Raw genomic sequence first — 21,839 nt, forward strand, 5'->3', positions numbered from 1 at the left:
TTTATTTAAATGCGTTTAAGCCTGTTACATCTAAGCCAGTTATTAATAAATGGATGTCATGTGTGCCTTCATAAGTAATTACACTTTCTAAATTCATCATATGGCGCATTATAGAATATTCTCCTGTAATACCCATTCCTCCTAACATTTGTCTTGCTTCTCTAGCAATTTTAATTGCCATGTCTACATTATTACGTTTTGCCATAGAAATTTGAGCAGAAGTTGCTTTTCCATCATTTTTTAAGGTACCTAATCTCCAAGCTAATAATTGTGCTTTAGTAATTTCAGTAATCATTTCTGCTAATTTTTTTTGTTGTAATTGAAATTGACCAATAGGTTTTTTAAATTGTACTCTTTCTTTACAGTAACGTAAAGCAGTATCATAACAATCCATTGCAGCACCAATTGCTCCCCATGCAATACCAAATCTTGCAGAATCTAAGCAACCCAAAGGAGCGCCAAGACCAGATTTATTAGGTAATAAGTTTTCTTTTGGTATTTTTACATTATCAAAAATTAATTCTCCAGTTGCAGAAGTACGTAAAGACCATTTGTTATGCGTTGTAGGGGTTGTAAAACCTTCCATTCCACGTTCTACAATTAATCCATGAATTCTACCTTCTTCATTTTTAGCCCAAACAACTGCAACTTGTGCAAAAGGTGCATTAGAGATCCACATCTTTGCGCCATTTAAAAGATAATGATTACCCATATCTTTAAACTTGGTTTCCATTTCACTTGGATTAGAACCATGATTTGGTTCTGTTAAACCAAAACACCCCATCCACTCACCAGAAGCTAATTTTGGTAAATATTTTTTACGTTGTTCTTCATTTCCGTATTCGTAAATAGGATACATTACTAAAGAAGATTGTACTGAAGCTGTAGAACGAACACCAGAATCACCACGTTCTATTTCTTGCATAATCAACCCGTATGAAATTTGATCTAAACCAGCACCTCCATATGCTGAAGGAATGTAAGGTCCAAACGCACCAATTTCTGATAACCCTTTAATAATTTGAGAAGGAAATTCTGCTTTTTGTGCGTATTCTTCAATTATAGGAGAAACATCACGTTTTACCCAATCTCTAGCAGTACTTCTAATTAACTTGTGTTCTTCAGTTATTAAATCATCTAAATTATAATAATCTGGAGCTTGAAATAAATCTGTTTTCATAAATATTGGTTGATATAAATTTAAACAAAATTATTGATTAATGTTTAAAATAAAACAATTAATCAATAGATAATGGTATCTAAAAATAGGTAACTTTTTAAACTTAACGGGCATAAACTATTAAAAGTTATAGTTTTCTATTAAGTTTGTAATAATGAAATACACATTAGGAAAAGAAGAACGCTTAAAAAGTAAAAAACTAATAGAAAAACTTTATAAAGAAAGAAATTCTGTAAAAGCATTTCCTCTTAGGATGATTTTTTTACAAACAAAACACACATCAAATTTTCCGGCACAGGTTGGTTTTTCTGTTGCTAAAAGAAATTTTAAGTTAGCAGTAGATAGAAATAGAATTAAAAGATTGATGCGTGAAACTTATCGTTTACAAAAAGAAATTGTTTATAATAATTTAGATGAATCTTATATTTTTATGATTTCGTATATTGGGAAAGAAGAATGGGCTTATGAAGAGCTTTTTTCTAAAATGGAAAAATTATTAACAAAATTTGTAGACGAAACAAAAAAAATAAAAAATGATAAAGTTTAACCTTTCAAAAAAAACGATAGTACTTCTTTTAGTTGCAACCGTTTTTATATCGTTTTCATTTAAATCTAAATTTTTTGAAGTTGCCAAACAGATAGAAATTTATAATACATTATTTAAAGAGTTAAATATGTATTATGTAGATGAGATAAACCCTGCAGAACTTACTAATAAAGCAATTAAAAATACACTTAAAAATTTAGATCCTTACACAAATTTTTATAATGAGCAAGATGTAGAAGATGCTAAAATTAGAAGAGAAGGAGAATATGGAGGTATTGGTGTTTCTGTATTTTATTCAAAAAAAGGAATAGAAATTAATGAAATTTATAAGGGTTTTTCTGCAGATAAGGCAAATTTAAAAGTAGGAGATATTATTGTTTCTGTTAATGGACAATCTCTTAAAAACATGAAAAGAGATCAGCTTTCTATGTATTTAAAAGGCACTCCCAATAGTAGGTTTTTTGTAGAAATAGAAAGACAAGGGCAAATTATTTCTAAAGAAATAACAAGAGATAAAGTAACAGTTAATCCTGTTCCTTTTGCAAAAATGATAGATGAAGAAACGGGTTATATAGTTTTAACACGTTTTAATGACAAGGCTTCTTCTGAAGTGAAAAAGGCATTTAGAAAATTAAAAAAAGAAGGAATGCAAAAATTAGTTTTTGATTTACGTTCTAATCCAGGAGGTTCTTTGTTAGAATCTATTAGAATTTCTAACTTTTTTCTTCCAAAAGGGAAAAAAATAGTAAGTACTAAAGCAAAAGTTAAAAAATGGAGTAATATTTACAGAACAACAAATAATCCTATAGATTTAGAAATTCCTATTGTGGTTTTAGTAAATGAACGTTCTGCATCTGCATCAGAAATTGTAAGTGGTTCTTTACAAGATTATGATAGAGCAGTTATTATGGGCCAACGCTCTTTTGGTAAAGGACTTGTACAGCGCTATAGAGAGTTAACTTATGGCACTCAATTAAAAGTAACTATTTCTAAATATTATACACCAAGTGGTAGATGTATTCAAGAACTAGATTATGCAAATAGAGATAAAGATGGTAAAGTACCTAAGTTTTCTGATAAAGGTATAAATGAATTTAAAACAGCAAATGGAAGAACTGTTTATGATGGTGGAGGAGTATTACCAGATGTAATAATTAATACCTCCAAAAAAACAGAGTCAACCAAAAAACTATTAAACTCTAGAGCTATTTTTAATTTTTCTACTAATTATTTTTATCAAAACAAAACAGTTAAAAATGTTAATGAATTTGTTTTTAAAGATTCAGATTTTAAAAAATTTACATCTTATTTAAAATCAGATACAACATTTGTAACTAAGCAAGAGTCTTTATTTAAAGAAGCATTTAATAGTGTAAAATCAAAAAATATTTTTTGCGAATATGGGAAAATTCAAAAAAAATTATTAGACACTAAAATTGAAGAAATCTCAAAAAATAAAGATATTTTAAAAAGAGTTTTAAAAGAAGAAATCTTAAAAAGGTACTATTATAAAGAAGGAGTTTACAATCATAATCTACAAAACGATTTGGTTATAAAAAAAGCTGTAAAATTATTAAAAAATCAAGATAATTATAAACAGGTATTATCTGCTAAATAATTTTATCTTTGAAGATTAAGAATTAGAATGGTGAAAACAAAAAAAATAGATAGAACTAGAGCCCAAGAATCTACAAATGCTATAGAAAAATTATACATTTCTATGCGTCATTTATTTAGTAGGGGTTTTTATAAACCAATGGGTATTTCTGGAGAAACTTTAAGAAAGTCTTTACTGTCTTTAAGACCAGAAATTTATGGGTCGATTGCAGAAGATAGAGTAGAACTTAATGGGTTAATTTATGTTATAGAAAGACTTCCAAAAGGAATTGAAGAATGTCAGTTTATAAATTTAACTGCAGAAGAAGGTTATAGCGATTCTCATTTTGAAACAATCATTCCTCCAAAAAGAAGAAGAAATTGTTATAGAATAGATAAAGATCAAATGAATATCGAAATTACCAGAGGTAGATCTGAAATTTATGATATTCTTACACATCTAACATTTCTATTTATAGAATCTCACAAGATTCAGAAAAGAGTTACAATTGGAGAAGGAGATCATTTTATTAGAGAATGGAACTATCTAGAAGATATTGTAATTCATAACAAGAAAATTACACCCCAAGAAAGAGAAGTTGCTATAGCTCATTTAGGTAATATTTTAGGAAGAACTTTTGATGAAGTTTTAGGAATACATAAATCTTTAAAAACAGAAGATTACCAAGATAGATTTTTTCATTTAATTTATTGGTTAGGTAAATTAGCAATTAACGAGGTTTTAGATAATAAAAAGAGAAATGTTACTTTTAGCTCTGTTTTAATTGAAGAAATAGGACATCATATTTATGGAGAAGTTTGGGCAAATAATATAAAGAAAGTATTAAAAGAAAACCAACTTTTAAATAGACCAATTCATATAATAAGTGCAAATATGCACAGTGTATTAAACTCTATCTATGCAAAAGGTGCTTTGCCAAAAGAAGCAGCAGAACTAGAGGGTTTTGAGTTGTACCAACTTTTAAGTAATTCAGATAGTAAACCTTTACAGAAGACTGTAAAAGAATATGCATCTGAAAATGGATTGATTTATATTAGAGATACCTCTGGTACAAATATAAATGTACAAGTTATAGATACTGATAAAATAAACTTCGATGTATCAACGTTTAAAAAAGAGAATTCTATAAATAAAAGTCCAGTTATTATTGTTATGGATTATGCTTTTGGAGAACAGGCTTATGAAACGATGGATGAACTTTTAAAACCATATAAGAACACAAAAAAGAAGAATCATTTAGTTGTGAAGTCTATTTCTATTATGGGAAAAGCAGGAATTTTAGAAGGAGGAAAAGGAGATATTATGATTCCTTCAGCACATATTTTTGAAGGAACAGCAGACAATTATCCTTTTAAAAATGAGTTATCTAAAGAAGATTTAGAAGGTTTTGGGGTAGATGTTTTTGATGGATCTATGATTTCAGTTTTAGGAACCTCATTACAAAATAAAGATTTATTAAAGTTTTTTCACGATTCTACTTGGAATGTAATAGGCTTAGAAATGGAAGGAGCTCATTACCAAAAAGCAATTCAATCTGCATCTAGAATTAGAGGTAATATCTCAAAAAAAGTAAAAGTAAGATATGCATATTATGCATCTGATAATCCTTTAGAAACAGGGGCAACATTAGCTTCAGGAGGTTTAGGGATGACTGGTGTTACACCAACCTATGCAATCACTCAAAAAATATTAGAACAAATTTTTTAACAGTTTAACTGTTTTTATTAAAACCAAACAATGTCAACAAACCAACCAAACAACGAAGAAGAAGTAGATTTAGGTTCTTTATTTGTAATTATAGGAAAAGGATTTTCTAAGTTTTTTAATTTTATTGGAAGTATTTTTAAAGGTGTTTTTCATTTTTTAATTACTATTCTACTCTTTATAAAAAAGAATATTATTAAAATAGGAATTGCTGCTATTATCGGTTTTGCAAGTGGTGTTTTTATTCAGGTGAAATCTTCAGATAAATACGAGTCTGAAATGTTGGTAAAACCAAATTTCGAAAGTGCAAATCAGTTGTATAATAACATTAATTATTATAACGATTTGGTAAAGCAAAAAGATACTTCAGGTATTCAAAATACGTTTAAATTAAGTAAACCAGAAGCAGCATCACTTAGAAAATTTACAATAGAACCCATTGTAAATGAAAATGATATTATAAACTCCTACAACGATTTTATTTTAGAAGTAGATACAACCACTGTAAAAAGTTACACTTTTGATGAATTTAAAGCATCTTTTAAAGATTTAGACTACAAAATACATAAAATTAAAGTTGTTGCTAAAAAAAATAATGTATTTTCTAAATTGGATGAAGTTATTATTTCTTCTGTGATAAATAACAAATACTTTAAAAGAGTAAAAGTACTAACTAACGAAGATTTAAATAGAACAGACTCAATTTATCGTCAAAACTTAGCTCAGTTAGATTCTTTGCGAAAAGTATATATGCAAGTAATGATAGCGGAAGCTAAGAAGCAATCTACAGGAACCAGTATAGATTTAGGTGGCGAAAAAAGAACAACAAAGGAGTTGGAGTTATTCGAATCTAACAGAAAAATAAATTTACTCTTAAAAGAAATAGCAGAAGATAAATCTGAAAAATACGAAGTCATTAATGTGATTTCTAATTTTCAACCTATTGGTTCAGAAATAAAAGGAGTAACTAAAAACAAAGCTTTTCAGTTAGCTCTTTTAGGATCTATTGGTATGATTTTCATACTATTACTACTAAAACTCAACTCTTATTTAAATAATTATACAAAGTAAGAATGCAAACAATTTTAATTACTGGTGGAGCCGGATTTATTGGCTCCAATTTTATTCCTTACTTTATAGAGAATAATAAAGAAATTCATGTGGTAAATCTAGATTTACTTACTTATGCAGGTGATGTTGCTAATTTATCAGAAATAGATAATCATCCTAGATATACATTTGTAAAAGGTGATATCTGTGATAGAACGCTAGTAGAAAGTTTATTTAAAGAACATAATTTTATTGGAGTAATTCACTTTGCTGCAGAATCTCATGTAGATAATTCTATTAAAAACCCTGATGAGTTTGTTAGAACCAATGTTTTTGGAACATTTAATCTTTTAGATGTCTCAAAAGAATATTGGATGGAAAGTCCAAATGTATTTAAAGAAGGTTTTGAACAAGCAAGATTTTTACATATTTCTACTGATGAGGTATATGGAACCTTAGGAGAAACAGGTTTGTTTACAGAAAAAACACCTTATGCGCCAAATAGCCCTTATAGTGCATCTAAAGCTTCATCAGATTTTATGGTGAGAAGTTATTTTCATACCTATGGGATGAATGTTGTTACTACAAATTGTTCTAATAATTATGGACCAAAACAACATGATGAAAAGTTGATTCCAACAATTATAAGAAAAGCAATTTCTGGAGAAAAAATCCCTATTTATGGTGATGGAAAAAATATTAGAGATTGGCTCTATGTTTTAGATCATTGTAAAGGAATTGAATTGGTGTTTAATACTGGTAAAACAGGAGAAACCTATAATATTGGAGGCAAAAACGAACGAGATAACTTATATATTGTTGATGCAATATGTAGTATTCTAGATGAAATTATACCGCAAAAAAAATCATATAAAGAACAAATTAGTTTTGTTAAAGATAGACCTGGTCATGATTTTAGATACGCTATTGATGCAAATAAACTTGAAACAGAATTAGGTTGGAAGGCGCATGAAAATTTTGAATCAGGAATAAAAAAAACCATCCAATGGTATTTAGAAAAATATAGTTACTTATGAAAGGAATAGTTTTAGCAGGAGGTTCTGGTACAAGATTACACCCCCTTACATTAGCTGTAAGTAAACAATTAATGCCAGTGTATGATAAGCCCATGATATATTACCCTATTTCTACATTAATATCTGCAGGAATTAGAGAAATATTAATCATTTCTACACCACAAGATTTACCATTGTTTAAAAAACTTTTAGGAGATGGAAGTAAAATAGGATGTAGTTTTGAGTATGAAGTTCAAGAACATCCAAATGGTTTGGCAGAGGCTTTTATTATTGGAGAAAAATTTATTGGTAATGATAAAGTAGCTTTAATTTTAGGAGATAATATCTTTTATGGTTCTGGGTTGTCTTCTTTATTAAAAGCAAATAATAATCCAGAAGGAGGTATTGTATATGCATACCATGTTAATGACCCAGAAAGATATGGAGTTGTAGAATTTGATGAAAATTTAAAAGCAATATCTATAGAAGAGAAACCAATAAAACCAAAATCTAATTATGCGGTTCCTGGCATTTATTTTTATGATAATGATGTTGTAGAAATTGCTAAAAATATAAAGCCAAGTAAAAGAGGCGAGTTAGAAATAACAGAAGTTAACAACGTGTATTTAAAAAAAGGGAAACTATCTGTAGAAATTTTAGATAGAGGAACTGCTTGGTTAGATACAGGTACTTTTAATTCTTTAATGCAAGCATCTCAATTTGTACAAGTGATAGAAGAAAGACAAGGTTTAAAAATTGGATCTATTGAAGAAGCTGCCTATAGTGCTGGCTTTATAACAAAAGAACAAATGATAGAAATATCAAAGCCACTATTAAAAAGTGGTTATTCAAATAATTTATTAAAAATATAATGATTGTAAAAGAAACAGGATTAAAGGATTGTTTTGTAATAGAACCTACTTTTTTTAAAGATAATAGAGGTTGTTTTTTATTAGAATATAATAAAAAGGAATTTCAAGAAAAAACAGGTTTTACAGGAGATTTTGTTTTGGGGAACCAATCTACTTCACAATATGGAGTTGTAAGAGGTTTACATCTACAAAAAGGAGAATTTGCACAAGCAAAATTAGTGAGAGTTGTTAAAGGTAAAATTTTGGATGTTGCAGTAGATGCAAGAAAAGAATCTGAAACTTTTGGAAAAGTATTTTCAATAGAATTATCTGGTGATAATAATAAACAACTATTTGTTCCTAGAGGGTTTTTACATGGTTTTTCTGTTTTAGAAGACGGTACAATTGTGTCTTATAAATGTGATAACTATTATTATCCAGAATCAGAAGATGGTGTAATTTATAATGATGAAAATTTAAATATTGATTGGGGGTTAGAAAAAAAAGAGATTATTTTGTCTGACAAAGATATGAAGTTGCAAATGTTTAAGAATTTATAAAATCAGAGCCAATATGAAAATATTTGTATTATCAAGACTGAGAATATACTAGTTTATTTGTTATGGAAAAAGCATTCTTCTAAAATTTATTTTTTGATGAAAAATAAGTACGAGGGATGTCTATAAATATTGATACAATAAAGTTTTTTTTATAATTTATAAATACTAGATGACGACACTAATAATTTAAGTAATGATATATCTAAATTGATTAGTCTAATTAGAAAGATTTAATAGTGTTAGAAATTAAACATACAATTAATATATAATTGGTAATTAAAATAATAATATTAAATATAATATAGATGCTATTTAACTCTATAGATTTTGCATTTTTTTTTCCTATTGTTTTTGTGTTATATTGGATAGTTGCAAAAAATTTAACATTAAGAAATGTGTTAATTTTATTTGCTAGTTATATTTTTTATGGTTGGTGGGATGTGCGTTTTTTACTTTTAATAATTCTTAGCTCCTTTGTAGATTTTATTGTAGGAAAACAAATTTTTAAAAATAAGCATAATAAAAAAAGCCTTTTAGGAATAAGTCTTTTAGTAAATTTAGGTTTCCTATTTTACTTTAAGTACACTAATTTTTTTATAGAAAGCTTTGTAGATACATTTACTTTTATTGGAAAGAAAATTGAAATTTCAACTTTAAATATTATACTTCCTGTTGGAATAAGTTTCTATACTTTTCAGACATTAAGTTACACAATTGATATTTATAGAGATAAGTTAAAGCCTACCAATAATTGGTTAGCATTCTTTTCTTTTGTCTCCTTTTTCCCGCAATTAGTTGCAGGTCCAATAGAAAGAGCATCACATTTACTGCCTCAATTTTATAAAACATATAAGTTTGATTATAATGTAGTCAAATCAGGATTTTTTTTAGTTGCATTTGGTTTATTTAAAAAAATGGTTATTGCAGATAGAGCTGCGATTTTGGTAAACCAAGTTTATAATAATCCTAGCGAATATTCTGGTGTAGAAACAATTATTGCAACCATTTTGTTTGCATTTCAAATTTATTGTGATTTTTCAGCATATTCAGATATTGCAATTGGAGTAGCAAGAACTATGGGGTTTGATTTAATGAAAAATTTTAAATCACCATATTTTTCTAAATCAATAACAGAGTTCTGGAAACGCTGGCATATCTCTCTTTCTACTTGGTTTAGAGATTATGTTTATATACCTTTAGGAGGTAATAAAAACGGGAAATATAGAACTTATGTAAATTTATTTATTGTTTTTGTTATTAGTGGTTTATGGCATGGAGCAGCAATAACTTTTTTGATCTGGGGTGTTATTCATGGGTTAATAATCGTTTTAGAAAAAAGTACAAATAAAGTGAGAATAAACCTTTATAATAGAATAGGATTACAAAAGAATACAGCATCATATAAATTATTATTTTCTTTTATAACTTTTTGTATAGTATGTTTTGCATGGATTTTTTTTAGAGCTAATAATTATAACGATGCAGTTATCATTTTAAGTGGTCTTACAGATAATAATTATATAAAGCTTTTTACAAAAGACTTATATAAACTTGGATTGGTAAGAAATGATTTTGTGATTTTAATTGTAGCAATTTTTAGTTTGTTGTTTTTTGAAATTATAAATAATAGAAAAAATATAGAAAAAATATTAAGTAGACAACCTCTTTTTTTTAGATGGATTGCATATTTGTTAATTGTATTTATTTTAATTTTTTATGGAGTTTATGGAGATAGCGATACATCTCAATTTATTTATTTTCAATTTTAAATTTGCTTAAAGAAGATGCGTAAGTTTTATATAAAATGTGTGATTTTTACTTTGTTGACAATTGGGGTGTTAAAATGCTTAGACTCTTTAATTTTACATGATGAACTTTTACATACAACTTTAACTAATTTAAAAAAGGCAAAAAATGATTATATATATATGGGAAATTCACTTTCTCGAAGGTCTTATGATGTAAATTATATAGACAGAACTCTTAACACAAAAAGTATTAATATTGGAAGTGAAGCACAGCATTTTTTAATAACTAATGCAATATTTAATGAATATATAATTAAAAAAGAATTACGTCCCAAAAAGACTTTAATTGTTACCATTTCTCCTTGGCAATTTAGTGAAATAAAAGAAAAATGGTGGTTGTTTTTGCAGATGGCTTCTTTAGACGAATTGAGTTATTCAAGAAATTATTTTAGTTTACTTAATACTTTTTATAGTATTAATGACTATCCAAAAGTAATGAGTGAAACAGTTAGATTTCATAGTGATTTATCCAAAGAAATAATTGAGACCAATGCAAGAATTGAGAATTTTAAAAAAGTAAACCCTAAAGGATTTACTTTAAATATTAGTGATGAATTGAGCATTAAGGAAAGGAACTCTAAAAAAGATTTAAGGCAACAAGCAACTGATTATTCTGAAAAAATTTTAAAATCTAATGAAGTTAGATTAGATTTAAAAGAAGAAGAAAGTATCTTAAATATTATAAATAAAAGTAAAGAGCATAAAATAAACCTTTTATTTATTACACCACCATCAATAGAAAATATTTATAACAAACATGGGCAAGGAATTATTAAGTATATAAAAAATTTGCTTGCTAAGCATAAAGCTAATTATTTTGACTTAAATGAATCTTTTAATCAAATGAATTTATCTTTTGATGATTTCAGTGACTATTCTCATTTAAACGCTCGTGGTAGTAGGAAGATTGCTCCTTATATTGCAAGTATTTTAGAGAAAGGAAGTGTAGTTGAAATAAGTAATAAGACTAAAAAATTCAAAAATATATATCGAAAAAAAAGTCAAGTTAAGCTATTGGGCAACCATAAAACGTGGGGTAAAGTTAGAATTGTATTAGAAAAAGAGCTACTTTCTACAGGTGATAATGAAATCTTTAATTTAAAGAGAACCTCTTATTCAGAATCTTCATTTATTCACACAAAACCTATTGAAGTAAATGGAGTGAAAAAATATTTAGTGAATATAAAAGTTAAGAAAGGAAATTATGGACTTTTTTTTGGTATAAGAATCCAAGGAAAATATCCACAAAGAGTGGATGCAGTTTTTAATTTAGAGGAAGGTGTTGTTTATGGTATTGATGCTTTAAATGGATTTAAAGTTGAAAACTATGCAATTAAAGAATTAGAAAATAATTGGTATAATATTTCGTTAGCAGTAGAGGTTGATTCTGAAGATTTAAGAATAATTTTGGGACCAACGTCAAAAGAAAATAAAATATTAAGTTGGGAAGGAAATGTAACAAAAGAAAATGATATATATATCATCCCTTCAAGCTTAACTATTGAAGAAGTTTTCTGATATTTGCATTTAACTTTACATTATTAATAAAAAAAAGAATTATTAAAACTATGGAATATAAGAGACCTAAAGTTATAGCCGAAATTGGTTGTAATCATAAAGGAGATTTTTTAATTGCTTTAGAACTTTTAAAGTTAGCAAAAGATTGTGGAGCAGACGTGGCTAAATTTCAAAAAAGAAATAATAAAGAATTATTAACTGAAGATCAATATAATGCACCTCATCCAAATCAATCCAATTCTTATGGTGATACTTATGGAGAACATAGGGAATTCCTAGAGTTTTCAGTAGATCAACACCAAAAACTAAAAGAATATTGTGACTCTATTGATTTAGAATATTCAACTTCTGTTTGGGATGTTACCTCTGCAAAAGAAATGATAACCTTTAATCCATGCTTATTAAAAGTGCCTTCTGCATGTAATAATCATTTTGATATGTTAAAAGTACTTAGAGATGATTTTAATGGTGAAGTTCATTTATCTTTTGGAATGACAACTCAAGATGAGGAAAAGAAAATTGTAGAGTTTTTTGAAGAAACAGATCAAGCAAAAAATAGATTGGTGATTTATTCTTGTACATCAGGTTATCCTGTTCCCTTTAATAATGTTTGTTTATTAGAAATTGAACGGTTAATAAGCGAATATAAAGACAGAGTAAAAGATATTGGTTTTTCTGGTCATCATTTAGGAATTGCAATTGATAATGCAGCTTATGCATTAGGTGCAACTTGGGTAGAAAGACATTTTACGAAAGATAGAACTTGGAAAGGTACAGATCATGCAGCTTCTTTAGAACCAACAGGTTTAAGGAAATTATGTAGAGATTTAAATGCAACTTACCAATCTCTCACCTATAAAGATGCTGAAATTTTAGATATAGAAAAAGTTCAAAGAGATAAACTAAAGTATAGGAAATAATGAAAACTGTAGCTTTTATTCCTGTACGTGGAGGAAGTAAATCTATTCCACTTAAAAACATAAAATTTTTTTGTGGTAAACCACTAGTTTATTGGTCTATAAAAGCTGCTGTAGAAACTAAAGTTATTAATGAAGTAGTTATAGCAACAGATAGTAAACAAATTGAAGAAACTGTAAAGTCTTTTAACTTTGATAAAGTAAAAATTTATCAGAGAGATAAAGCGAATGCAGAAGATACTTCGTCTACAGAAAGTGTGTTGTTAGAATACATTTCTAATAAAAATATTTCTGCTGATACAAATTTTATTTTAATTCAGGCTACATCACCATTATTAACAAATGCAGATTTAGAAAATGGATTAAAAATTTTTAACAATTATGATTCGGTTTTATCATGTGTAAAAAGTAAAAGATTTATTTGGTCCTCTAAAGGTGAGTCAGAGAATTACGATTATAAAAATAGACCAAGAAGACAAGATTTTGATGGTTTTATTTTAGAAAATGGTGCTTTTTATATCAATAAAGTTAAAAATATTGTAGAAAATAAAAATAGACTTTCTGGTAATATAGGTATTTCTATAATGCCAGAATATACTGCTGTAGAAATTGATGAAATAGAAGATTGGATAGTTGCAGAATCTTTAATGAAAAGATTTGTTTTAAAGAACAAGAATTCTGTAAAAACTATAAAACTAGTTGTTACTGATGTAGATGGTGTACTTACAGATGCAGGTATGTATTACTCTGAAAATGGAGATGAATTAAAAAAGTTTAATACGCATGATGGTATGGCTTTTCAGCTTTTAAGAGAACATGGTATTAAAACAGGTATTGTAACCTCTGAAAATACAAATATTGTAGCTAATAGGGCAAAAAAACTAAAAGTTGATTACCTATATCAAGGTAAAAAACATGGAGGAAAACTAGAGGTTGTAAAATTAATGTGCGAAACTGAAAATATAACTTTAGGTGAAGTAGCATATATTGGAGACGATATTAATTGTTTTGAATTATTATCTGCTGTTGGCTTTGCAGCTTGCCCAAGTAATGCACTTTCTAAAATTAAAAACATAAACAACATTGTTCATCTAGAAAAAAAAGGTGGAGAAGGTGTTTTTAGAGAATTTGTTTCTAAAATTTTAAATGCATAAATTTTATGAAAAAAATTCTTTACTATGATAATTGGGATAAAGGATATAGAAATTTTCTAAGATTAGATCCAATATTTAAAGTAAAAGGATTTGAAACACTTCTGCTACATACAACTTCATTTATCCATAAAATTGATGAAATTGAAACAGCAATTGAAGGAATGAATTTAAGAGATATTTCTTATTACAAAACTAATAAAATTAGAAATATCATTTTAAAAGAAAATCCTAGTGCAATTGTTATGTTAAATTTATCTTTTATGATTGATAGGGCTATTGTACAAATTTGTAAAGATTTAAATATTAAAATATTTCATCTAAGTCATGGTATGTTAATACCTTCAGAAAGTATACAAGTAGTAAAAAATCATATAAAAAAATCTGGAGGAAATAAATTACGTTCTAAATTAAACAAGAAAAATAAATACGCTTTATATAATTATTTAGTAGAAGTTAACAGCGTTTCAAAAGCTTTTAATTTCTTTAAAACAGCAATTGTAGATCATACAAAATTCACACAATTTCCAAAATATTCCTCTGAGTTAGAAGTTAACAAATCTTTTGTTTTTTACCCTTCGGATTTAAAGGTTATGGTTGAGAATTTTGGGTTTCCTAAAGAAAAAATTGAAGTTGTTGGTAATCCAGAATTAGATGCATTTTACATTAGCGAAATTCATCCTAAAGCGAAATTTTGTTCAGAAGAATTAAATTTATCAAACCATAATTATATAGCTTATTTTGATGATGGATTAAGTGAAGAAGTACATGGTTGGGATTCTCAAAAATGGTTACTTTTCTTAAAAGATATAGTAGCTATTACAAATGAAAAAAATCATAAATTAATAATTAAATTACATCCAAGAAGAGACATTAGTACTTGTGTAGATTTTTTCAAAGAGCACCAAATTAAAATTATCACAGATGTAGATTTTAAAAACTTTATATATCACTCTAAATTTGTTGTTAGTCATTTTTCTTCCGTACTAGTATATGCTTTACTTTTAAATAAAAAAATTAAATCTCCAAGATGGGATTTGTCTGAAAATTTAGAAGAAAAGTATCCTAAAACTATTGTAGAGTATTTTTATGATAGAGAAAAGTTTAAAAATACATTTGATGATGTAGAAGTTAATCTAGAAAATGTTAAAGCTTACCTTGATGAACATGTGGCTAAAGTAGATGGTAAAGCATCTCTAAGAATTGTTGATGGAATTTTAAAACATCTTTAATGCGTGAAAAGAAATTCTTTTTTAACTCTTTAAAATATATTTTTGTTTCAGGTTTTTCTAAAGGCTTTAATTACCTGATTCTTTTGTATTTTGCTGTTGGTATATACTCAGAGCAATATGTAACTATTCTTTTGTTACTTTCTTTAGAGCAGTTATTAAGTTTATTATTACCTCTTAATAATTCTAACATTATTTATTCAAAAAATATTTTAACTTATGATAAAATTACAAATAAGCTTATAAGCTCTTCCTTTCTAATTATAACAGTTTATCTACTATTTTTTTTAGTGTTTAAACAAAATTTTTACAACTATTATAATACTGAAAATAGCTTAATTTTCCTTTGTATTTTTATAAGCATTCTCATAAATGCTTACATGGTTTATTTAACCAATTACTATAAACTAATAGAAGAACATAACAAGGCATTACTAATTCAGTTTTTATATTTTATATCATTCATAGTAATTATTACTGCTGTTTTTATTTTCGAAAATAAAATTTTAGCTTTCTTTTTAGGTAAAAGTGTTGGGTTAATATTAATGCTTATTTTAGTAAAAATTTTTAAACTCGATATTATAAAATTTAAACCAATTTATTTAGATCTTGAAGAATGGAAAAAGATTATAAATCTATTTTCGGTAAGTGTTTTAGGGTGGCTTTCTGGCTTAGGTTTTATGAACTTAGCAAAACTATATGCTGATCCAGAAAATTTGGTAACCATTGGTTATATATTAAATATTTGGAATTTTTTTTTATTAATTAGTACAGGTATTAACTCTGTTTACAATCCATTAATCAAAAAATATATTTTACAAGATAAATTTATAAAAGCTAAAGCTTCAAAAAACAATGTATTGTTAATTTATATAGCAGTTTCGTTTCTTGTATTGTGTGCTTATTATGCAATCAATTTTACAGGTATATTAGAAAGTTATAGCAAAGTTGATGAGGTTTATTCTGTTTTACCTTATACAATTCTCATATTTTTAATTAGCGCATTTTATTATGTTATTCATCCATTTTATTTAGCAAACGATAAATTTGGAGTTTTTAACAGAATTAATATTGTCTCACATTTATTGTGGGGTTCATTTATTTTGGTGCTAACCTATTTAGATTTGAAAAACTATATTTGGTTTCTAGTTTTTTTATACTTTTTTAAATGCGTATCTCTTTATGTATATGCACAAATAAAATTAATGAGATAAATATAGATGTATGGTTAGTTTCAAAAGTTTTTTTATCGTTATTTATTTAACCTTATCTTTTTTACTATTCTTAACTTTTAAAGTTAGTGCTCTAGTTTGGACTTCCTTTTTTGTAAATGCAATTGTTGTTTTAGGTATAACTATTTATCATCTGTATTATGAGAAAAAATATTCACCTTTTTTATCTTCCTATATAGTATTTAATTATTTGTTTTTATTAGCTGCTCCAATAACTCAAATCAATAGTTTTGATGAAGTTGTAAAACCTAAATTCGTTAATAATTTTCCTTTTGATGAAAGTTTAACAATTTATACGAATATTTTAATTTTAGTATTTAATGTTATTTTTATTATAAGTTATATTCTATTAAAAAAACGAGTAAAACGTAGTAATAACATTGTTAAAATTTATAAGGCACATAAATATGAACCTATAGTTATAATTATACTTTTACTTATTGTATTTATGGTTTTTTCTATAAGTTTTTCTTTTATAAAAGAAGAATTTATTAACCCTAATTGGTTAAAATCAGGAGAAACATCAAAATCAATGCTATTAATTTGGAAAAAATTTTTGTTTATGATACCATTAACTGGTATTATAATTTGCTATAACTATTTAAATAATGCTAAGAAAAGGAGGTTTAATTTTCAAATTATTTGTGTAGCCTTTATATTTTTCTTGTTTTTTCTATTTTGGTTTAAAAATCCATTAACAGAAAAACGTAATGCTTTAGGACCAATTTATTTATCCTTACTATTTTTATTTTCTCCTAAATTAATTAGTAGTAATTTAAAAACATTATCGTTTTTGTTTTTTGCTATGATTATAGCATTTCCATTAATGGCTATGATTACACATAGTGATGCTACTCTTTTAGAGATCTATAATTCACCATTAATTTTGATAAAAGAGATAAAAGGCGGTGGAATAACAAACGCTTTCAATACTTTAAATTATGATGCTTTTTCAAATATTTCTGTAAGTATAGATTGGGTCAGAAACTACGGATTTTCTTATGGATATCAATTATTAGGTGGGTTATTGTTTTTTGTACCAAGAAGTTTTTGGACAAGTAAACCTATTTCATCAGGTCAACTTGTTGGTGAGCATTTAGTAAATGATTATAATTTTAATTTTACGAACTTATCTAATCCATTAATTTCTGAAGGTTTTCTAAATTTTGGAATTCTTGGAGTTATTATATTTCCTATAATTTTAGCTTATACAAGTATTGTAATGTATAAATGGTTGCTTCAAAATAATTCATTAAAAAAAGTTGTTGCATTCTATTTTGCAATGCATTTATTGTTTTTGCTTAGAGGAGATTTTACAAATGGTTTTGCATATTTCATTGGGCCATTATTAGCAATTATTTATCTTCCAAAATTTATAAATTCTTTTATAAGAAGTTTAACTAAGCCAAGTCATAAATGAAAGTAATTGAAAGAAAAAAAATAGGAATTTTAGAAGTAATTATTGCAGTTTTATTTTTATTGATTTTGGTGCCTTCAGTATTGAAGTCTATACTATTAGCTTTAGCTTCATTATCAATTATTACATACAGTATATTAAAAAAAAACAAGATAAATTATAAATTTATATTAACTAGTACATTTTTTTTCTTATATATTATAGTTACACTTTTTTATTCTGAAAATGTGAATTTTGGTGTAGCCAAACTTTTTACAATGGCTTCACTATTTGTAATGCCTTTTGTCTTTTCATTTTTAAGTAAAAAGAATATTACAAGCATATTTAAATTTGAAAAATTATATCTCTGGATTTTTATTTTTGGTGTTTCATTATTTAATTTAATTCCTTTTTTATGGTATCTAATTACTCAAGATACCATTTCAGAAATGATAAGAAATTATCCAAGATCTATTATGATAGATTATGGAAAATACAGTATTCACCCTATATATCTGTCAATGCATATCTGTATAGGAATAATTTTTGCAATTAAACTCTTTATTGATGAAAAACTAAAATTTAACAAGTTTGTACTTGTAATTTTAACTATTTTATTAGCTTTTTTTCTGATTATTCTTGCAAAAAAAGGTCCAATGATAGCGCTATTAATTGCATTAACAATTTGGTCTTTTATTAAGTCAAAAAACTATTTCAAAAACTTTTTAGTCATTTTATTGTCAATTTCTTTTTTAGTTGTGCTACCTAAAACTAAAAATAAATTCAAAGAATTGTTAACGCTTAAAAAAATAGAAAAAGGTACTGTAACAACTTCTTCAAATATAAGATTCACGTTATTATTTGATGGTTTTGAGTTGTTTAAAGAATCTCCAATATTTGGCTATGGAATAGGTGATTATAATGATGAATTGAAAAATAAATCAGAGTCTAGAGATAAATTTTTTATTGGCAAAAACTATAATACACACAATCAATATTTAAGTTTTTTATTAATTGGAGGTTTACCTCTTATTTGTTTGTTTCTATATTTTTATTATACTAAAATTGCAAATGCTTTGTTAATGAATAACTATTTATTACTTACAGTAATCGTTTTTTATGGAGTAGCTATGTTGTTCGAAAATATTTTGGAAAGAGAAAATGGAGTAATATTTTTTGCTTTTTTTATTATTTTTTTTAGTTTAAAAAAAGCACAAGAATAATGATAAAAAATGTATTAATCATTGGTCCATTTCCAAACCCTATTTCAGGAGTTTCATTAGCCAATGAAGTTGCTTATAATATACTTTCTCAAAGTAAAAAGTTTAAGGTTAGTAAAATTGATACTTCATATCCAGTTTTTCAAGAAGATATAGGTGCTTTTTCATTTAAAAAATTTTTATTTTTCTTAGGATTGAATTTTAAGTTTTATGAAATTTTAAAGAATGATGTTATATATTTTACCACTGGTCAAACCTTTTTTGGTATTTTAAAATATGCTCTTTTTATCTTCATAGGTTCTATATTTAAAAAGGAGTTAATAATACACGTTCATGGTAATCATTTAGGGAAAGAATATTCAATTTTAAAAGGATTTAAAAAAAGAATATTTCATTATTTGGTTTCTAAATTCAATAAAGGTATTGTGTTGTCAGAATCATTAAAAAGTAATTTAACACCATTTCTACCCCAAGAGAAAATATATATTCTATATAATTTTGCTGAAGATTATTTGTTTGAAGAAAATGTAGATGTTGATAACTCATCACTCAAAATAACATACTTAAGCAATTTAATGGAAGAAAAAGGTATTCTATTTTTGTTAGATGCACTTGCTATTCTAGAAATGCAAAACATTACTTATGAAGCTAAAATTGCAGGCAATATAGATGAAAGCTTAAAGGAAAAAATATATAATAAATTAAATAAACTAGATAATACTAATTATTTAGGAGTTGTTAAAGGTCAGGATAAAAAACAACTTTTAGAATGGAGTAATATATTTATTTTACCAACGTTTTATAAAATGGAAGGTCAGCCAATTTCTATTATTGAAGCTTTAGCTACTAATAATATCATTATCACAACAAATCATGCAGGTATTCCAGATATTATAGAAAACGGATTAAATGGATTTTTAGTCAAACCAAAAAATTCAAATAGCATATTCGAAAATTTAAAATATTTGAATGATAATTTAGATGAAATTGAAACTTTTGCAAATAGAAACAAAAAGTACTTTATAAATAACTTTACTATTGATAAATTTGGCAGAGAATTAAAAAATATAATTAATGCATAATCAACAATTAAATAAATTTAAATTGCCAGAAAACTTTAGAGGTAGAAATGCTTTTATTGTACAATTATGGTGGTTTGTACAGGCTATATTTTTTAATACTTCTCCTCAGTTTTTATATGGTTTTAGAAGATTTTTGTTAAGAATATTTGGTGCAAAAATTGGTAAAAAGGTTATCATTAGACCCTCTGTGAAAGTCACTTATCCTTGGAAAATTTCTATTGGGGATTATTCTTGGATTGGAGATGATGTAGTTTTGTATTCTTTAGGTGAAATTGATATCGGAAATAATGTTGTTATTTCTCAGAAATCTTATATTTGTTCAGCATCACATGATTACACAAAAGTAGATTTTCCAATTTTTTCTAAAAGAAATATAATAGAAGATGATTGCTGGTTAGCCACTGATGTTTATATTGCACCAGGGGTTACTATTGGAAAAGGAGTTGTTGTTGGAGCAAGAAGTAGTGTATATAAAGATATGCCAAAAGGTTGGGTATGTTATGGAAACCCTGCAAAACCACTAAAGAAAAGAATTGACTAAAACAATTACTATTATAGGTGTTAACTATTATCCAGAAGATACTGCCATTGGTTTGTATACTTCTCAGTTGGCAGAATTTTATAAAGACCAAGAAATAGAGGTAGAAGTTCTAACTGGTTTTCCTTATTACCCTGCTTGGAGAATATCTAAAAATTATAGGCTCAAAAAAACTTTTTATAAAGAGATAATAAATGATGTTACTGTTTATAGATACAAACAATATGTGCCTAAAAATCCAACTTTTTTTAAGAGAATTTTACATTTAATTGATTTTTCTTTTGGAACCTTTATTAATATCTTTAAAGTAAAAAATACAGATGTAGTGCTATGTATTGTTCCATTTATAGGATCTGTTTATTTAGGTAAAATTTTATCAAAAATTAAAAAGGCAAAACTTTGGGTTCATATACAAGACTTTGAATTTGATGCAGTTACAGACTCTAAAATAGTTGGGGCTAAAAGTAATAAAAGTTTTGTTTTTAGAATCTTATTTTGGGTAGAAAAAAAGTTTTTAAATTCTGCAGATATAATTAGTACTATAAGTTCGTTAATGATTTTAAAATTAGATAAAAAAGTTGATTTAGAAAAAGAGAGAGTTCTTTTACCAAATTGGGTAGATTCAAATTTTATAAAGCCAGACAATTACAAAACTCATAAATATTTAACTAATACTAGTTTTAAAATATTATATTCTGGTAATATAGGAGAGAAACAAGATTGGGATTTTTTTATTAAATTAGTTGAAGCACTAAAAAAATATAAAGATATTGAAATTGTGGTTGTTGGTAATGGTAGTAAAAGAGTGTGGTTAGAGGAAAAACTACTAGATTTTGATAATATAATGTTTTACAGCCCTGTAGAATATTTGGAATTATCTAACTTATTGTGTAGTGCAAATTTACATGTATTGTTTCAAAAAATTGATGTAATAGATACAGTAATGCCATCTAAAATATTAGCAATGATGTCTAGTCAAAGACCATCCTTAATTACAGGGAATTTAAAATCAGAAGTTGCCTCTATTATTAATAACTCTAAAAGTGGTAAATATTTTGAAACAAAAAATATTGAAGAAATTTTAGAATTTATTTTAGAATTAAAAGAAAACCAGACTCTATGTTTAGAATATGGAACTAATGCTAGAAAATATGTTAAAGAAAACTTCTCTAAAACCAAAATTTTGAATCAATTTATGGACACATTTGAAAAATTAATTTAA

The 21,839-nt window shown here is 26.2% G+C and carries 19 protein-coding genes; 18 read left to right on the forward strand and 1 reads right to left on the reverse strand.

Annotation, left to right across the window (positions count from 1 at the left end; genetic code table 11):
- Position 1: 1 nt before the first annotated feature.
- On the reverse strand, positions 2–1,180 hold the full coding sequence (locus ABJG40_RS11205) for an acyl-CoA dehydrogenase family protein (protein ID WP_348024667.1): 1,179 nt from the start codon (positions 1,178–1,180) through the stop codon (positions 2–4).
- A 154-nt stretch (positions 1,181–1,334) separates the two neighbouring features.
- On the opposite strand from ABJG40_RS11205, the gene rnpA reads away from it, so the two are divergent.
- The 18 genes from rnpA to ABJG40_RS11295 all read left to right on the forward strand — a co-directional run bounded on the left by rnpA (position 1,335) and on the right by ABJG40_RS11295 (position 21,839).
- Positions 1,335–1,727 carry a ribonuclease P protein component gene (rnpA, locus tag ABJG40_RS11210; protein WP_348024668.1) on the forward strand — a complete coding sequence of 131 codons (393 nt, stop codon included), beginning with the start codon at positions 1,335–1,337 and terminating at the stop codon, positions 1,725–1,727.
- The gene (locus tag ABJG40_RS11215; protein ID WP_348024669.1) at positions 1,714–3,345 is read left to right on the forward strand and encodes a S41 family peptidase; all 1,632 of its coding nucleotides are present in this window, start codon (positions 1,714–1,716) and stop codon (positions 3,343–3,345) included. The genes rnpA and ABJG40_RS11215 overlap by 14 nt, the downstream gene beginning before the upstream one ends.
- Before the next feature lie 27 nt (positions 3,346–3,372).
- Complete coding sequence (locus ABJG40_RS11220) at positions 3,373–5,052, forward strand: hypothetical protein (RefSeq protein WP_348024670.1); 1,680 nt, start codon at positions 3,373–3,375, stop codon at positions 5,050–5,052.
- Between the two features lie 30 nt (positions 5,053–5,082).
- Positions 5,083–6,120: a hypothetical protein gene (locus tag ABJG40_RS11225; protein WP_348024671.1), complete on the forward strand. Its 1,038-nt coding sequence runs from the start codon at positions 5,083–5,085 to the stop codon at positions 6,118–6,120.
- 2 nt (positions 6,121–6,122) lie between these two features.
- Positions 6,123–7,136, forward strand: coding sequence for a dTDP-glucose 4,6-dehydratase (gene rfbB, locus ABJG40_RS11230; protein ID WP_348024672.1), 1,014 nt, complete (start codon positions 6,123–6,125; stop codon positions 7,134–7,136).
- Complete coding sequence (gene rfbA / locus ABJG40_RS11235; RefSeq protein ID WP_348024673.1) at positions 7,133–7,987, forward strand: glucose-1-phosphate thymidylyltransferase RfbA; 855 nt, start codon at positions 7,133–7,135, stop codon at positions 7,985–7,987. The genes rfbB and rfbA overlap by 4 nt, the downstream gene beginning before the upstream one ends.
- Entirely contained in the window at positions 7,987–8,526 is a 540-nt protein-coding gene (gene rfbC / locus ABJG40_RS11240) for a dTDP-4-dehydrorhamnose 3,5-epimerase (RefSeq protein ID WP_348024674.1), read from the forward strand. The genes rfbA and rfbC overlap by 1 nt, the downstream gene beginning before the upstream one ends.
- 305 nt (positions 8,527–8,831) lie before the next feature.
- On the forward strand, positions 8,832–10,295 hold the full coding sequence (locus tag ABJG40_RS11245) for an MBOAT family O-acyltransferase (RefSeq protein ID WP_348024675.1): 1,464 nt from the start codon (positions 8,832–8,834) through the stop codon (positions 10,293–10,295).
- A gap of 159 nt (positions 10,296–10,454) precedes the next feature.
- A complete protein-coding gene (locus ABJG40_RS11250) occupies positions 10,455–11,852 on the forward strand; it encodes a hypothetical protein (protein ID WP_348024676.1) in 1,398 nt (465 codons plus the stop codon).
- 50 nt (positions 11,853–11,902) lie between these two features.
- Positions 11,903–12,772: an N-acetylneuraminate synthase family protein gene (locus ABJG40_RS11255; RefSeq protein WP_348024677.1), complete on the forward strand. Its 870-nt coding sequence runs from the start codon at positions 11,903–11,905 to the stop codon at positions 12,770–12,772.
- Complete coding sequence (locus ABJG40_RS11260; protein ID WP_348024678.1) at positions 12,772–13,923, forward strand: HAD-IIIA family hydrolase; 1,152 nt, start codon at positions 12,772–12,774, stop codon at positions 13,921–13,923. Before ABJG40_RS11255 ends, ABJG40_RS11260 begins: the two co-directional genes overlap by 1 nt.
- Before the next feature lie 5 nt (positions 13,924–13,928).
- On the forward strand, positions 13,929–15,152 hold the full coding sequence (locus ABJG40_RS11265; RefSeq protein WP_348024679.1) for a hypothetical protein: 1,224 nt from the start codon (positions 13,929–13,931) through the stop codon (positions 15,150–15,152).
- A gap of 377 nt (positions 15,153–15,529) precedes the next feature.
- Positions 15,530–16,363, forward strand: coding sequence for a hypothetical protein (locus ABJG40_RS11270; RefSeq protein WP_348024680.1), 834 nt, complete (start codon positions 15,530–15,532; stop codon positions 16,361–16,363).
- Between the two features lie 10 nt (positions 16,364–16,373).
- Positions 16,374–17,801, forward strand: a complete 1,428-nt coding sequence (locus tag ABJG40_RS11275; RefSeq protein WP_348024681.1) for an O-antigen polymerase — start codon at positions 16,374–16,376, stop codon at positions 17,799–17,801.
- Positions 17,798–19,000, forward strand: coding sequence for an O-antigen ligase family protein (locus ABJG40_RS11280; RefSeq protein ID WP_348024682.1), 1,203 nt, complete (start codon positions 17,798–17,800; stop codon positions 18,998–19,000). The genes ABJG40_RS11275 and ABJG40_RS11280 overlap by 4 nt, the downstream gene beginning before the upstream one ends.
- Positions 19,000–20,079 carry a glycosyltransferase family 4 protein gene (locus ABJG40_RS11285; RefSeq protein WP_348024683.1) on the forward strand — a complete coding sequence of 360 codons (1,080 nt, stop codon included), beginning with the start codon at positions 19,000–19,002 and terminating at the stop codon, positions 20,077–20,079. Before ABJG40_RS11280 ends, ABJG40_RS11285 begins: the two co-directional genes overlap by 1 nt.
- Complete coding sequence (locus ABJG40_RS11290; protein WP_348024684.1) at positions 20,072–20,620, forward strand: putative colanic acid biosynthesis acetyltransferase; 549 nt, start codon at positions 20,072–20,074, stop codon at positions 20,618–20,620. Before ABJG40_RS11285 ends, ABJG40_RS11290 begins: the two co-directional genes overlap by 8 nt.
- Entirely contained in the window at positions 20,613–21,839 is a 1,227-nt protein-coding gene (locus tag ABJG40_RS11295) for a WcaI family glycosyltransferase (RefSeq protein WP_348024685.1), read from the forward strand. The genes ABJG40_RS11290 and ABJG40_RS11295 overlap by 8 nt, the downstream gene beginning before the upstream one ends.

It is taken from the genome of Polaribacter sp., from assembly GCF_039939415.1.
Lineage (GTDB): Bacteria > Bacteroidota > Bacteroidia > Flavobacteriales > Flavobacteriaceae > Polaribacter.

What these genes read in the sequence shown, in the direction of transcription:
- ABJG40_RS11205 (WP_348024667.1), bottom strand. Translation starts at nt 1,180, where the DNA reads ATGAAAACAGATTTATTTCAAGCTCCAGATTATTATAATTTAGATGAT.
- rnpA (WP_348024668.1), top strand. Translation starts at nt 1,335, where the DNA reads ATGAAATACACATTAGGAAAAGAAGAACGCTTAAAAAGTAAAAAACTA.
- ABJG40_RS11215 (WP_348024669.1), top strand. Translation starts at nt 1,714, where the DNA reads ATGATAAAGTTTAACCTTTCAAAAAAAACGATAGTACTTCTTTTAGTT.
- ABJG40_RS11220 (WP_348024670.1), top strand. Translation starts at nt 3,373, where the DNA reads ATGGTGAAAACAAAAAAAATAGATAGAACTAGAGCCCAAGAATCTACA.
- ABJG40_RS11225 (WP_348024671.1), top strand. Translation starts at nt 5,083, where the DNA reads ATGTCAACAAACCAACCAAACAACGAAGAAGAAGTAGATTTAGGTTCT.
- rfbB (WP_348024672.1), top strand. Translation starts at nt 6,123, where the DNA reads ATGCAAACAATTTTAATTACTGGTGGAGCCGGATTTATTGGCTCCAAT.
- rfbA (WP_348024673.1), top strand. Translation starts at nt 7,133, where the DNA reads ATGAAAGGAATAGTTTTAGCAGGAGGTTCTGGTACAAGATTACACCCC.
- rfbC (WP_348024674.1), top strand. Translation starts at nt 7,987, where the DNA reads ATGATTGTAAAAGAAACAGGATTAAAGGATTGTTTTGTAATAGAACCT.
- ABJG40_RS11245 (WP_348024675.1), top strand. Translation starts at nt 8,832, where the DNA reads ATGCTATTTAACTCTATAGATTTTGCATTTTTTTTTCCTATTGTTTTT.
- ABJG40_RS11250 (WP_348024676.1), top strand. Translation starts at nt 10,455, where the DNA reads ATGGGAAATTCACTTTCTCGAAGGTCTTATGATGTAAATTATATAGAC.
- ABJG40_RS11255 (WP_348024677.1), top strand. Translation starts at nt 11,903, where the DNA reads ATGGAATATAAGAGACCTAAAGTTATAGCCGAAATTGGTTGTAATCAT.
- ABJG40_RS11260 (WP_348024678.1), top strand. Translation starts at nt 12,772, where the DNA reads ATGAAAACTGTAGCTTTTATTCCTGTACGTGGAGGAAGTAAATCTATT.
- ABJG40_RS11265 (WP_348024679.1), top strand. Translation starts at nt 13,929, where the DNA reads ATGAAAAAAATTCTTTACTATGATAATTGGGATAAAGGATATAGAAAT.
- ABJG40_RS11270 (WP_348024680.1), top strand. Translation starts at nt 15,530, where the DNA reads ATGGTTTATTTAACCAATTACTATAAACTAATAGAAGAACATAACAAG.
- ABJG40_RS11275 (WP_348024681.1), top strand. Translation starts at nt 16,374, where the DNA reads ATGGTTAGTTTCAAAAGTTTTTTTATCGTTATTTATTTAACCTTATCT.
- ABJG40_RS11280 (WP_348024682.1), top strand. Translation starts at nt 17,798, where the DNA reads ATGAAAGTAATTGAAAGAAAAAAAATAGGAATTTTAGAAGTAATTATT.
- ABJG40_RS11285 (WP_348024683.1), top strand. Translation starts at nt 19,000, where the DNA reads ATGATAAAAAATGTATTAATCATTGGTCCATTTCCAAACCCTATTTCA.
- ABJG40_RS11290 (WP_348024684.1), top strand. Translation starts at nt 20,072, where the DNA reads ATGCATAATCAACAATTAAATAAATTTAAATTGCCAGAAAACTTTAGA.